This is a genomic window from Legionella quinlivanii (assembly GCF_900461555.1).
Classification (GTDB): domain Bacteria; phylum Pseudomonadota; class Gammaproteobacteria; order Legionellales; family Legionellaceae; genus Legionella_C; species Legionella_C quinlivanii.
Window position 1 is genome coordinate 2,398,329 of the sequence record NZ_UGOX01000001.1, and the last position, 13,446, is coordinate 2,411,774.

Sequence of the window (13,446 nt, forward strand, 5' to 3'; positions counted from 1 at the left end):
TCAACTCCTATTGTTCTTTTGCACTTAAACTAAAGCTAGTCACTTTTTTTTCCCATTTTCCATCAATTTGGATTGTTTCTTCCAGTTTTAGGATGTTATTCGTAATTTGAATTATTTTACCGTAATTTTGCCCCATATAATCACCCGGTCTGACTCTGACTATTTCACCACTGGGTTTGCTGATTAATCCCCATATCATATTATCCTGTTTAAGGATTCCAACAAACTTTAAGGAATCAAGGGGATATTCTTCAAGTGGTTGCTTGGGCCTTTTGGTGTTAGGAGCGAGTTTATCCTGAAATTGCTTAACGGTTTTAGGCTTAAACGGGCTGCGACGGCTTTCGTTTTCAGGATAGACAAACTTGGCCAGAGGTTTAATCGTTGGAATCGGTTCGATGGGTTGTGCTTTGCGCGACTTGACTTCATTGATATAGCGAGAAAGTTCAAGATCTGCTGAGGTATCGCAGCCCGACAGCACATAGCCGGTCAGAATCACTATCAAATATCTGAAATTGCGTGCTCTCATGATTTGTATCGATAAATTTTTGCGGTTAATTTCATTTCCAGTAAATCACCGGAGGCTGCTTTTTGCTTATCCTCTTTAACTGTGTTGATTTCAAAATCATGTAAAGTCACAATGCGCCCCATCTGCGCCACACGGCTTAGAAAAACAGCTAACTGGTGGTAATTTCCGATTACTATAATATTGATCGGAACTTCAATATAAAAATCATGAATCACCTCGGGAGCCGGTGCAAACAGTTCAAAAGTTAAGCCGCTGCTTGTACCTGTTTTTGAAATATCCTCCAGAAGACCGGGCATTTCGTTCTTTGCCGGCAATTGTTTGAGCATGTTTCCGAATCGTTCGGTCATTACCTGCATTTGCTGCCGATAAGCCTGTAAGTTTGCGGCTTGTTTTTGTTTTTGCTCAAATTCAGTTTTTAAATTAGCCTCTGCGGATTTTAAGTTGTCATATTCCTCAAAATAGGATTTGATAATCAGCCAATAGCCAAGACCTATGACTAAAACTGCCAATACGAGGGCGGCCATATACTTGACCGCCAAGGGCCACTGTCCAGCATTTTCGAGCGTCAGATCACTTAAGTTTATAGTATTCATAATGTCAATAACGCACTGTTCTTGGGTTTAAGTATGAAGCTTAATTTGAATTCATTTTCACCGGTTTCAGGGGCAGCTGCATTGGTATCATTCGGATCCAGGGGATCTTTGCTTTTTTTGATCTCGGTTAATTCAGGATTTTGAATCCAGGGGTTTTGCTCTATATTGCGCATCAGAATGGATACATTGCTATTGGATTCAGAATAACCGAGCAAGGTAATGCGGTTACCCTCGCGCTTCATTTGAGTAAGGTATACGCCATCAGGAAGTATTTTAATAAGCTCGTCTAATAAATGAACCGTTAAGCTGCGAGTGGCCTGCAGATTCTGCACTACAGTCATTCTTGAAATCAGACGCGCTCTTAAATCCTTTAGCTGTTTAATTTCCGCAATCTGTCCGTTAAACGTATTTATTTCGTCCTGCAACAGCTGATTTCGATGTTTTTGGCCGCTTACCAGGTCAGAGGCATAATAATACATGGCGAAAGCAATGGCACTTCCTAAAATAAGAGCCATGAGCAATAGCATAGTGAATTCTTTTTTTTCATGCTCCCGCTTGATTTCACGCCATGGTAAAAGATTAATAGTCGTCATTGCCTAATAAACCTCTCTTAACGCTAATCCACAGGCCACTATTAAGGAAGGAGCTTCAGCAATTAGCCGTTCTCGATTTACCGTTTTAGCGATTTCAATCTGTTCAAAGGGATTGGCAATTGAAACTGGAATTCCAGTACTTTCCTCCAGCTTTTCCGCAAGGCCAGTCAGCTTTGCAACGCCTCCAGCAAGAAGAATATGATCAATAAATCCGTAATGGCTGGTTGAGAAGAAAAATTGCAATGCCCGTTTAATCTGTACCTGCAGCATTTCTCTAAATGGATTTAAAATATGTTCCGCATAATCGGCCGGCATACTGCCGTTTGAGTTCATTTTCATCGCCTCATGAAAAGAGACCCCATAATGCATGGAAGTTGCGTCAATAAGCTGTTTTCCACCAAACTCCTCTTCGCGGGTAAAAATCATCTTCATTCCGTGAAGTACGAAAAAATGAGAATACAGTGCTCCTATGTCGATGATAGCGATCACTTTATCCTTCCCCTGGGCTGGCAAGGCGCGGGTAACAAGTTGGGCGGTTCGCTCTACAGCAAAAGACTCCACATCGACCACCAGAACCTCTAGTCCTGCTCTTTTTACAGCCTCTACCCGACTATTCACATTTTCGCTTCTCGATGCAACGATTAGTACATCGAGAAGAGACGCATTTTTTGCAGCAGGCCCTATCACTTCAAAATCAAGATTCACTTCATTAACAGGGTATGGAATATATTTCTCAGCTTCCATGGTGATAAACTCTTCCATTTCCGAATCATTTAAACCCTCATTAATTTGAATGGTCTTGCTGATAACCGCTGAGTCAGGAACGGCGAGTACAGCATTTTTACTAGTCAGATTTTCCGAGGAAATCATCTGCTTGATAGAATAAGCAATAGCATCTATATCTTTAACTGTATTTCCTTCAACCGCATTAAGGGGTAATAATTTAGAAGCATAGCCATTTACGCAGTGCTGCTGACCTGATCCTGAAATCTCTATAATCTTGATCGAAGTCGAGCTGATATCAATTCCAAGCAAGGACTGACGTCTTGGTTTAAACAATTTAAGCACGCGTATAATCTCCCTTCAGGTGCACCATGCAATGAAAGCGAACGTGTAAACTATGCGGATCTTGAGGTTGTTCCCTCTATATCCTAACGTAAGCATTTAAAAAAAGGAACTTTTTCTTTAAAACTGCCAATCCTGACACTATTCGACTGATAATCGCTCATCTTATTTTCCCTTTTGCTCGCCAGAGAATGATAAAACTTGCCTAATCGTCTTAAAACTGTCCGTATTTATTTTTTGCTAACCACTTGTTCAACCCTTGCACTCTTAGTTCGCTTAAAATATAGTGAATAATCTGCTAACAGTTTTCAGATACAGTACAAGGAGTTGTAATGAAGATAATAGACGTCATAGGTGCCTTAGAAACTATTGTCGTGGAATACTGCGCTGGGCAAAATGTTTCTTTTAACATGGAAGCTTATAATCGCGACTCCATTGAGGGCAAATCAAAACGCTTGGGAGCCTTGGTTACAGCCGCTATGAAGGCGAGTTATAGCGAAAGAGAAACCCTTTATAACTATGTGTTATATATCATTTCGAGTTTGCATTCACTGCATGAGATTAATGAATCTACTAAAAAGTTCGTTCTGAAGCCCAGCCTGACTAAAGAAGAGGTCTTGAAAGCCCAGAATGATTTTGAGGACTTTTTATGGAATATAATTACCCTTCTTAAAACTTCTCAAACCGCACTGATTGAAATCAGCTATAACCATCAAAAAATCAAGATGCCAGGATTGCTTCGCCGAGGAAATATCTATAGCTCTTATTGTTATACCGGTGAGTTATTTTGCAACCCCAAAAAGCTCTTTGCCCTGTTAATACTTGACGATAAATCTTCAAAAGAGCGATGTAAGGAAGAGGCGGACAATTGCTTCGCTCCACTACTTATTCATGTTCTTGAGCTTCAAATACAGGATCTGGAGAAAAAACTTGCCGCAACTTTGCGAGCCAGTGAGGAAGAGGAAAAACTGCGTTCACAAGTTGAGAGACTTGTTCGTGAAAAAGATATCGCGATTGAGGAGTTGAAAAAGAGCGAAGAATTAGCCAGGCATCGCCTCGAGCAATCTCAAAAAGCTCAGGATAATCTGCTTGCTGAAAATGTAGAGTTAAAGCAAGAGAATGCTGATAAAACTAAAACAATTGCCGCCAAAGATCTTGAACTGGCAGCGAAGGACAAACAACTTGAAGCGAAAGATCAGCTAGTGGCAGAAAAGGAGCAACAACTGGCCCTTATGCAGAAAAGAATTGCCGCCCTGGAGCAAAGCAACAGAAGTAAAGATGAGGCCTGTGAAAAAATTCAGACGGAACTCTCTGCAGTAAGGGCCTTCGGCGCTCCTTTTTCATTGACAGCCCAATTATACGGAACAAATCGTCATATCCTCATGCGAAATTTAAACCCGAAACCGGAAGAGGAAAAGCAAACCCTGACTGCAAAAGACAGCGATGAGTTTCCTGGACTAGGTGTTTTTAAAGGCTCACTGGTCGATTAAACAGCAAACCCCTTCTCTTTGCGCTTTATTATTCGCAATAAAGCGCAAAATCGCGTTATAATCATCGCATTTCAATTTCTAAAGCTCCACACAACATGAAAAAAATGATTTACTTCTGGCGTAAAGGGCTCTGGGCGCTTTTAAGCCTTTTCTTTGTTGGTGTCGTTGGAGTCAGTTTCCTCTATCTTTATCTGGAAAGTCAGCTGCCGAATGTGGATTCATTAAAAACTGTCCACCTTCAGGTACCACTACGCGTTTATACGCAGGATGGAAAACTAATCCAGGAATACGGGGAGAAGCGGCGCATTCCACTGACTTATGACGAGATTCCTAAAACCTTGGTCTTTGCGCTATTGGCCACTGAGGACCAACGCTTTTTTGAACATCCCGGAGTCGATGTCATGGGGCTTGGCCGCGCCATGGTGAATATGATCCAGACAGGCAGCAAATCACAGGGAGGAAGTACGATTACCATGCAGGTAGCCCGTAATTTTTTCCTGAGCCGTAAAAAGACTTTTTTAAGAAAATTCAATGAGATCCTGCTGGCTATCAAAATTGATCGTGAATTAAGCAAGGAAAAAATTCTTGAGCTGTATCTGAATAAAATCTATCTGGGGAATCGCGCTTACGGCGTGGGAGCCGCGGCTAAAGTGTATTATGGAAAGCAGCTGAAAGACTTAAACCTGGCTGAATTGGCAACCATCGCCGGTTTACCACAGGCCCCCTCCACACAGAATCCTATCATCAATCCGGCTGCTGCCAAGAAACGACGCGACCATGTGCTGGAACGATTGCTTGAAGAAAAGTACATAACCCAGGAGCAATATAACGAGGCCATTCAGCAACCGATAACTGCCAAATATCATGGACCCAATATTGAAGTAAGCGCCCCTTATGTTGCTGAAATGATTCGCCAATCACTTTATGATCATTATGGTGAAAACGCCTATACCAAAGGGTATAAGGTTTACACTACAATCGATAGTAACCTGCAGCTCGCAGCTAATCAGGCCGTATTTAGTCAACTGATGGCCTATGATCATCGGCATGGCTATCGGGGAGCCGTAGCCAACGTGGGCCAGATTAATGATCAGTCCCCTGCTGCTGCCCGTAAATTGCTGGCTTCTTATCCCACGGTGAACGATCTTCAGCCCGTGGTTATTTTAAGCCTTAAAGATAAAGAAGCGACCGCGCTGATGCGTGACGGGAATAGCATTACTATCAAATGGGATGGTATGGCCTGGGCGAGGCCCGCGCTAAGAAAAGGATGGATGGGTAAAGCACCTCAGAATGCGCATCAGATTTTCAAAATCGGCGATATTGTCTATGTCAATCAGAAAGAGAATAGCTGGCAGTTAAACCAGGTACCGCAGGCCGAAGCAGCGCTTATTGCCTTGAATCCGCAAAATGGTGCTATTGAAGCCCTGGTTGGCGGCTTTAATTTTGAGAAAAGCAAGTTTAACCGGGTAACGCAATCCAGCAGACAACCTGGCTCAAGCTTCAAACCTTTTGTCTATGCCGCAGCGCTCAATAAAGATTATACGCTGGCAACTCTTGTTAATGACTCGCCGATTGTTGTTGATGATCCCAGTCAGCCCACCTTGTGGCGTCCACATAATGACAACCAGACGTTTAACGGCCCCATGCGCTTAAAAGAAGCCCTGATTCGTTCCCGCAATCTGGTTTCCATTCGTGTACTGGATGATTTGGGCTTTGATTATACAATTGATTTTGTATCCCGTTTCGGCTTTCGCAAGCAACAACTTCCCCGCGCATTGTCTTTGGCTCTGGGAAGTTTGTCGGTCAGTCCTCTTGAGCTCACCGCAGCCTACGCAGTATTTGCCAATGGCGGCTATCGCGTAGAACCCTATCTGATTGATCATATTAGCGATGAAGACGGGAATATTTTACTTCGCGCAAAACCTGCCGTAGTTTGTGACAATTGCGCACAAGCCAAGTCGGACTCAGATTCATTCGCACCACGGGTAATCCCGGCCGATATCGCCTTTTTAATGAATACTGCATTAAAAGACGTAGTTCAGCAGGGAACGGCTCGTGCCGCTCGCGTTTTGAATCGACAAGACCTGGCGGGTAAAACAGGAACCACTAATGATCAGGTCGACGCCTGGTTTGCCGGATTTACTCCCAATCTGGTTGCGACAGCCTGGGTTGGCTATGATACACCTCAATCGCTTCACGAATATGGTGCAACCGTTGCACTGCCTATGTGGATTGAGTTCATGAAGACAGCCCTCAAAAATGTGGCAGAACAAAGCCTGACCAAACCTGAAAATGTGGTCGCAGTTCGCATTGATCCCAAAACAGGTCTTTTGGCCAACGAAAATCAAAGCAATGCGATAGTGGAATATTTCAGAGAACAGGATGTTCCAACAGAAGAAGGAGCGCCTGTAACCGCCGGCAGCTCTTCCTCTTCATCATCGGAAGAAAGTGAGAATTTGTTTTAGTTATAGATATCAACTTTAGAGAAAATCCCCTCTCTCTAACTCTCTCCCTGAGGGGGAGAGAGGATTCTTAAGTTGAATAACACCATCAAGCCTGGTGAGGATCCAAGGCATCCCGTACCGCATCGGCAAATAAATTACTCGCGAGTACCAGCACAAACATAAACAGGAATGCCGCCATGATAGGCCACCAAACCAGCGGATCTCTGGCCAGCTCAAGCCTGGCTCCGTTAATCATATTCCCCCAACTGATGGTCATAGGAGATACCCCCACCCCCACATAGGAAAGCACCGCTTCAGCCAACACCAGAAAACTGAAGTCGAGAACCAGTGAAATGAGCACAATCGGCATCATATTAGGCAATAAATGTTTCCAGATAATTCTTGAAGTCCGGGTTCCCATTACTTTAGCGGCTAATACAAAGTCGATTTCCCGAAACTTCAAAGCTTCTGCGCGCAGTAAACGGCATAAACTGGTCCAGCTGGTAATCCCCAGAATAAGGCATAAAGCAAATAATCTCGCATCAGCACTTTTTTCAAGCGTTGGAAATTGCTGAGGATGATTGGCAATATAAGTTTGCATCGATAATACAGAAGCCGTGATAAGAAGCACTCCTGGAATGGAGCTTAAAACAGTATAAATATACTGGATAATATCATCAACAACCCCGCCAAAGTAACCTGCAGCAATGCCTAGAATGATTCCTAAAGGAAGCATGAATAATGTGGTTAAGGTTCCAATAACAAGACCTGTGCGAATACTTTTTACGGTGTAAAAGAAAATATCCTGCCCAATCTTTCCAGTGCCAAATATGTGAAAGTAACGGGATAACTTAAAAGCAAGAATGCTAAGAAAAATACAGATGAAAACAGTACCCAGAGCAACAGCAAGTTGCGGAGAGTATTTGAAATGCCTATGGCCTGATAAATAAGCGATTAAGACAAACAGTAATGCCAATCCTGCTGTCCATACTATCCCAGAGACCCCCGCTTTAAAAATCGTATTGATGATTAAGCTGTTTTTATCCTGACTGGTTTGAACCATCACTGGGGGATAGGAAAGACGAGGATAAATTTGCTGAATTTTACCGTCGAGGATGGCTGTTTCGGTAGTATAAAGCTTTAAAGCCATTGGCGCAGAATACGTATTTTCATACACCTCATCCAAAGGGGCAAGAATGGCGTCCAGCAAGGTTTTCGATTCGAGAGCAGCAGTGTCTTTACCCTCCGATACCTCAATATGGAAGGAATCAAGAATGGCTATGCTTAAAAAAAATAAGAGGATAATCCCCGAAGCGATTGCGATGGGCCGCTGAAAAATCTTTAACAGCACCACTCGTGCTGGCTCCTTCCTTAAACTGAACAAGAGACCGGCAAAAACAAAAACCAGCATGCCAAGAAAAAAAATATCCGTCCAAAGCATTGTTTAACCCAACCTTACTCGCGGATCTGCCCAGGTGTAGGAAATATCCGTTAAAATTAAGCCAAGAATATATAAAACGGAGCCGAGAAAAACCATTGCCCTCACAATTGCAAAATCCTGCTGTTGAATCGCATCTATAATATAGCTTCCAAGCCCTGGCACACCAAAAAAAGACTCAAGAACCAGACTTCCCATAAACAGGGAAGGAATTAGTACCACCACTCCGGTCAAAATAGGCAGCATAGCGTTCCACAGCACATGCCTGAATAAAATGCCGGTTTCAGAGACCCCTTTGGCCCGTGCCGTTTTGACATAGTCGCGGTTCATTTCTTCGAGAAACAGCGTTCTATACCAGCGGGCTCCCGAACCAATCCCGCTAATTACAGCCACCACCACAGGCAATATAATGAATTTGATACTTTCAAATCCGCCGTCATAGCCTGAGATGGGAACCAGCTTTAGTACTTTACCAAATAAATATTGCCCGCCAATAATATAAAACAGACTGGAAATTGACATTAAAATAATACAGAAAACCGCGCCGCTGATATCCAGATAAGTCGAACGGAAAAAGGCCATCGTCATTGCAAAAATAATATTCACCAACATACTGAATAAAAGAATAGGTACCGCAATCGCAAGACTTGGCCACATCCGATGCGAGATATCAAAACTGATATCGCGGCCAGCATCCGACATACCAAAATCAAAAGCGAACAGCTTAAGTGATTTCTGAAAAAACAGGGTTTGGCTGAGTTTCTGCATCCCTGGGACCTGTTCATTGAAAAACAAGGGTAGATCATAACCATGCTTTGCTTTCCAATGCGCAATCGCCTCCGGCTTGACATGCTTCTGTCCTAACTGCATACGCGCCATGTCGTCCGGTGAATTAATCATGAAAAAAAGTGCGAAGGTGATTAAATTGATTCCAAAAAGTATGGGCAAGGCATAAGCTATTCTTTTAACGAGATAAATTAACATGAGTGCAATCTCTTGGCAGGACTTTTTTCCTTACGGTGATAGGCAAACAGCAAGGGTAAGATCAAAAGACTCAGGATAAGTACTATCAGAGCGATAGGCCATAAAACCGGCTGATTCCAAAGACTTCTCAACTTTTCACGCAGCGCGACATCAATACTGGCATACTTTAAATGCCCGAGGCTAATAGTATTCGGCTTTGCCAGATTAGCCCACTGCTGCGCCAGAATAAGGCTTTCCGTGTTCACACCCCACACCCAGGGAGCATCTTCACGTACTATGGCCAGCATTTTGTCAATTAGTTCCTGACGCTTTGGATCATTTGTACGATTTTTCATTTGATCAAACAACCGGTCATACGCAGGATTATTGTAATTGGCGGCATTCTCGCCGCCGTAGCGAACTTTTCCGTTAATGCCATAAAGCTGAAACAGAAAGTTTTCCGGGTCTGGATAATCCGCATTCCATCCCCAATAAAAAATTTGCGTATTGCCTGCCCGCATTTTCTCCTGAAACCGATTGTATTGAGTGGCCCGGATATTCAAATCAATACCAATTCGGGCAAATTGTTTTCTCATCCAATCCAATTGAGCCTTGTCATCAGGGCCGCCCGTTACAGCGCTGTCGTAATGCAATATCAAGGCTTTGCCGGTTGAAGGGTCGCGCCCCTTGGGATAACCGGCTTCTGCCATAAGTTTCCGTGCTTCATTAATATCTCGGCGCAGCATTTTATTATCAGCAGCATCCCAGCGATACACAATTGGATTTATTCCCGCCTTGCCCTCTTTGTAGCCAAATATGCCTGGCGGTATGGGACCTTGGGCAGACTGGCCTCTGCCATTAAAAAAAATTGTAATAAACTCATCATAATTCACAGCGATAGAAATCGCCTGGCGAAGTTTGCGGGCACGCTTACTGTTGCCTCCGACCACCGGATCAAGCATATTAAAGCCCAGATAATAAATCGAAGGATCGGTTGTTTGTTGCAGCTGTAAATTTCGCGCTTTCATTTCGCCGCTCAAATGGGGCTCGCCCTTGGTATCCAGACGGATAGTCTGATCGAAATTCTCATTACTAATCGCAGAGGCATCATAATAGCCCTGCAAAAATTTATTCCATCGCGGGATCGACTCTTTTTCCAAAGTAAAATAAGCCTCATCAATCAGAGGCAGTTGCTTCCCCGCATTGATGCTATACCCCTTTTTCACATCCTCCGGATCCGTAGAGTGCGGAAAAAAATCCTGACGGTAATTGGGATTTTTCAACAAAATCATTTTTCGATTAGGATTGTTTTCGCTCAACATAAAAGGCCCTGTTCCAACAGGATACCAGTCAAAGCTCAAATTTTTATCATCCATATCAGGCTGTGAATAAAACTGGTCGACCTCCCAGGGAACTGGTGCAAAAAAAGGCATTGCCAGCCAAAAAAGAAACTGTGAATAGGAACCTTTCACCAGAATTTCAAAACTGTAATCGTTCAATTTCTTGACACCACTTAGGGGATATTGTCTCAAGTCCACATAATGATGCGTTCTTAGTGGAGGCAACTGACTGGCAAACTCTCTGAAACCTACGATGTGTTCGCTCATTAATTCTCTGATTGGTGAACTGACATCCGGATCAGCCAGGCGTTTGATTTGATAAATGAAATCATCAGCGACCAGCTCCCGGGTTCCGGTATACTTGAAATCAGCCAGCTGATTAATATCATTGTTTTCGAGATAGTCATCAGGAAGAGGTAAATAGCGATATTTCCCTTCATTATCCATAGCAAATGCGGGGTGAGGCTGATACAGAACTCCAGGTTTGATATCAATCCTATAAAGACTGAATGCCACGTTTTCTGAAAGAGAATCAGGCAGAGGCTGCATAGACTTATCGAGGTAAGTCACCTGCGGCATGCTCGCCGCAATTAAAGGTTCCAGTTCATAAGGCCGCTTATAATAGTCATATTGTAATAAGGGCTCATAAATTTGCATGATGAAAACATACTCATTACTTGAGTAGGAACGAGCCGGGTCCAGTGTTTTAGGTTGCTCATTAAATGAGGAATAATAGATTTTTTTTCCAGAATCGCTTTCAGGATAAGGATCATTTAAAACCAGACCATAGCTCGAGTTGCTGGCTAGCAGCAGCACTGCAACTCGTAATTGAATATTCCCTGTTAGTTTCAAAATAACATCCTGACTTACTGATCCAGCATTTGAAGAAACTGTTCTTCATCTAAAATCATTACTTTTAACTTAGCGGCTTTTTCTAACTTGGAGCCAGCATCGGTACCTGCGATTAAAAAATCGGTTTTACTTGAAACACTGCCGGTTACCTTGGCACCAAGCGCCTCCAGCCTGGCTTTCGCCACATCTCTTCCCATCGTGTTCAAAGTACCCGTCAAGACCAGTGTTTTATTATAAAAAGGGTTGCTTGTGTCGATTTGCTTTTTTTCTACCTGCGGCCAGTAAACGCCATAAAGCAACAGTTTATTAATGACTTCACAATTATGATCCTGGGAAAAAAAATGAACAATATAATGCGAAGCGACAGGCCCAATGTCCTTCAACTCCATTAATTGCTCGATACTGGCGTTTTTCAGCTCGATCAAATCCTTAAAATGATCAGCTAAAACGCCTGCGCTGACCTCTCCTACTTCACGGATCCCCAAAGCATATAAAAAGCGTTTAAAGGTTGTTTTCTTACTTTGTTCTATTGCATTCAATAAATTTTCGGCCGATTTCCTGCCCATACGCGGCAAAGCCATCAATTGATCCAGAGTTAAAGCATAAAGATCTGCAACATCCTTGACTAACTGCTGATTCACTAACTGCTCAATTAATACATCACCCAATCCATCAATGGACATGGCCCGGCGTGAGGCAAAATGCCAAATCATTCCTTTTAACTGAGCCTGACAGAATAATCCTCCCATACAGCGTGCCACAGCCTCGCCCTCTTCGTGCACTACCTCCGCATCACAAACCGGACAATTAGAAGGCAAGGTAATTTCTCTGGCTGTATCGGGTCTTTTTTCAAGCACTACGCTCACTACTTCTGGAATCACATCACCAGCCCGGCGTACCACTACCGTATCGCCAATTAAAATCCCCTTGCGTCTGATTTCATCCATATTGTGCAAGGTCGCATTGCTTACCGTGACGCCGCCTACAAAAACAGGTTTCAGACGCGCGACAGGAGTTAATGCGCCGGTGCGGCCAACCTGAAAATCAACAGCATATATTTCTGTCATTTCTTCACTGGCAGGGTATTTATGGGCGCAGGCAAAGCGCGGTGCACGTGCTACAAACCCCAGCTCATTCTGTAAGGCAATACTATCCAGCTTATAGACTACCCCATCGATTTCAAAAGGCAGGCTGTCTCGCCTTTTTTGCATTTCATGATAGTAATCGAGACACCCGCTTAACCCGCGAACCTGACGATTGTCGGCAAACACCCGAAATCCCCATTGACGAAGCCATTGCAATTGCTGGAAATGACTGTCAGGCAGCTCAACCCCTTCACGAGCACCAACACCATAGCAAAAAATAGCCAATGGACGGGTAGCCGTTATCTGCGGGTTAAGCTGTCTTAAACTACCTGCCGCCGCATTGCGAGGATTCACATAGGTTTTCTCACCGCGCTCAATTGCCCGCTGGTTTAAGGCTTCAAATCCGGCTTTTGGCATATACACTTCGCCCCGGATCTCGATTAAGGACGGGGGAGTGTCAAGCATCAGTTTTAAGGGAACCGCGGCGATTGTTTTAATATTAGCAGTAATATTTTCCCCCACGCTGCCATCCCCACGCGTGGCAGCCGTTACCAGGATGCCGTTTTCATAAGTAAGACTGACTGCCAGGCCATCCAGCTTGGGCTCGCAGCTGAATAATAACTCGTCGTCAGCAGAATCCAGTCTATCCGCCACCCGCTTGATAAAAGCCTGCAGCTCTTCAGGACTGAACACATTGGAAAGAGATAACATTGGCTGGCGGTGTCTTACCGGTTCAAAAACATGGGCAGCACTTCCTGAGACTCTTTGTGTTGGAGAGTCTATCGTCATTAATTCCGGGTATTCTGTTTCAAGAGCCTGCAAATCTCGAAAACAGCGATCGTATTCAACATCAGGAACGCTGGGATTATCCAGGACGTAATACTGATAGTCATACAATCTGATTGTTTCACGCAATGACTCAAGTCTTTTTCTGACTGCTTCGAGACTCATTTCTAACCCTGGATAATGCAATAATTTTGTGATTAATCATAATCAAAACCGCCGGATTATTACAGCCGGTTGAATTTTATTTTTTTAATGACCCGCTTGTCGTTAT

Annotated in this window: 10 protein-coding genes; 2 read left to right on the forward strand and 8 right to left on the reverse strand. The window is 43.6% G+C overall.

Annotated elements, in window-relative coordinates; translation table 11 throughout:
- Positions 1–7: 7 nt before the first annotated feature.
- From DYH61_RS10210 to pilM, 4 genes are read right to left on the reverse strand one after another with little or no spacing between them, the layout of a single operon-like run.
- A complete protein-coding gene (locus tag DYH61_RS10210) occupies positions 8–526 on the reverse strand; it encodes a pilus assembly protein PilP (protein WP_058507331.1) in 519 nt (172 codons plus the stop codon).
- A complete protein-coding gene (locus DYH61_RS10215; protein WP_058507332.1) occupies positions 523–1,119 on the reverse strand; it encodes a type IV pilus inner membrane component PilO in 597 nt (198 codons plus the stop codon). The genes DYH61_RS10210 and DYH61_RS10215 overlap by 4 nt, the downstream gene beginning before the upstream one ends.
- Positions 1,116–1,712, reverse strand: coding sequence for a PilN domain-containing protein (locus DYH61_RS10220; RefSeq protein WP_058507333.1), 597 nt, complete (start codon positions 1,710–1,712; stop codon positions 1,116–1,118). The genes DYH61_RS10215 and DYH61_RS10220 overlap by 4 nt, the downstream gene beginning before the upstream one ends.
- Positions 1,713–1,715: 3 nt before the next feature.
- Positions 1,716–2,780: a type IV pilus assembly protein PilM gene (gene pilM / locus DYH61_RS10225; RefSeq protein WP_058507334.1), complete on the reverse strand. Its 1,065-nt coding sequence runs from the start codon at positions 2,778–2,780 to the stop codon at positions 1,716–1,718.
- 329 nt (positions 2,781–3,109) lie between these two features.
- Between pilM and DYH61_RS10230 the strand changes: the two genes are divergently transcribed.
- Both DYH61_RS10230 and DYH61_RS10235 read left to right on the forward strand, forming a co-directional pair.
- On the forward strand, positions 3,110–4,267 hold the full coding sequence (locus DYH61_RS10230) for a hypothetical protein (RefSeq protein WP_058507335.1): 1,158 nt from the start codon (positions 3,110–3,112) through the stop codon (positions 4,265–4,267).
- Between the two features lie 95 nt (positions 4,268–4,362).
- A complete protein-coding gene (locus DYH61_RS10235) occupies positions 4,363–6,732 on the forward strand; it encodes a penicillin-binding protein 1A (RefSeq protein ID WP_058507336.1) in 2,370 nt (789 codons plus the stop codon).
- Positions 6,733–6,817: 85 nt separating this feature from the next.
- Here DYH61_RS10235 and DYH61_RS10240 read toward each other — a convergent pair whose 3' ends face one another.
- The 4 genes from DYH61_RS10240 to ligA are packed head-to-tail and all read right to left on the reverse strand — an operon-like array spanning position 6,818 to position 13,340.
- Positions 6,818–8,152, reverse strand: a complete 1,335-nt coding sequence (locus DYH61_RS10240) for an ABC transporter permease (RefSeq protein WP_058507337.1) — start codon at positions 8,150–8,152, stop codon at positions 6,818–6,820.
- A 3-nt stretch (positions 8,153–8,155) separates the two neighbouring features.
- Entirely contained in the window at positions 8,156–9,133 is a 978-nt protein-coding gene (locus DYH61_RS10245; protein ID WP_058507338.1) for an ABC transporter permease, read from the reverse strand.
- Positions 9,127–11,286, reverse strand: coding sequence for an ABC transporter substrate-binding protein (locus DYH61_RS10250; protein ID WP_058507375.1), 2,160 nt, complete (start codon positions 11,284–11,286; stop codon positions 9,127–9,129). Before DYH61_RS10250 ends, DYH61_RS10245 begins: the two co-directional genes overlap by 7 nt.
- A 32-nt stretch (positions 11,287–11,318) precedes the next feature.
- Positions 11,319–13,340, reverse strand: a complete 2,022-nt coding sequence (gene ligA, locus DYH61_RS10255) for an NAD-dependent DNA ligase LigA (protein ID WP_058507339.1) — start codon at positions 13,338–13,340, stop codon at positions 11,319–11,321.
- Positions 13,341–13,446: the final 106 nt, after the last annotated feature.

Excerpts from the sequence above, each read along its gene's own strand:
- DYH61_RS10210 (WP_058507331.1), bottom strand. The coding sequence starts at position 526 with ATGAGAGCACGCAATTTCAGATATTTGATAGTGATTCTGACCGGCTAT.
- DYH61_RS10215 (WP_058507332.1), bottom strand. The coding sequence starts at position 1,119 with ATGAATACTATAAACTTAAGTGATCTGACGCTCGAAAATGCTGGACAG.
- DYH61_RS10220 (WP_058507333.1), bottom strand. The coding sequence starts at position 1,712 with ATGACGACTATTAATCTTTTACCATGGCGTGAAATCAAGCGGGAGCAT.
- DYH61_RS10230 (WP_058507335.1), top strand. The coding sequence starts at position 3,110 with ATGAAGATAATAGACGTCATAGGTGCCTTAGAAACTATTGTCGTGGAA.
- DYH61_RS10235 (WP_058507336.1), top strand. The coding sequence starts at position 4,363 with ATGAAAAAAATGATTTACTTCTGGCGTAAAGGGCTCTGGGCGCTTTTA.
- DYH61_RS10240 (WP_058507337.1), bottom strand. The coding sequence starts at position 8,152 with ATGCTTTGGACGGATATTTTTTTTCTTGGCATGCTGGTTTTTGTTTTT.
- DYH61_RS10245 (WP_058507338.1), bottom strand. The coding sequence starts at position 9,133 with ATGTTAATTTATCTCGTTAAAAGAATAGCTTATGCCTTGCCCATACTT.
- ligA (WP_058507339.1), bottom strand. The coding sequence starts at position 13,340 with ATGAGTCTCGAAGCAGTCAGAAAAAGACTTGAGTCATTGCGTGAAACA.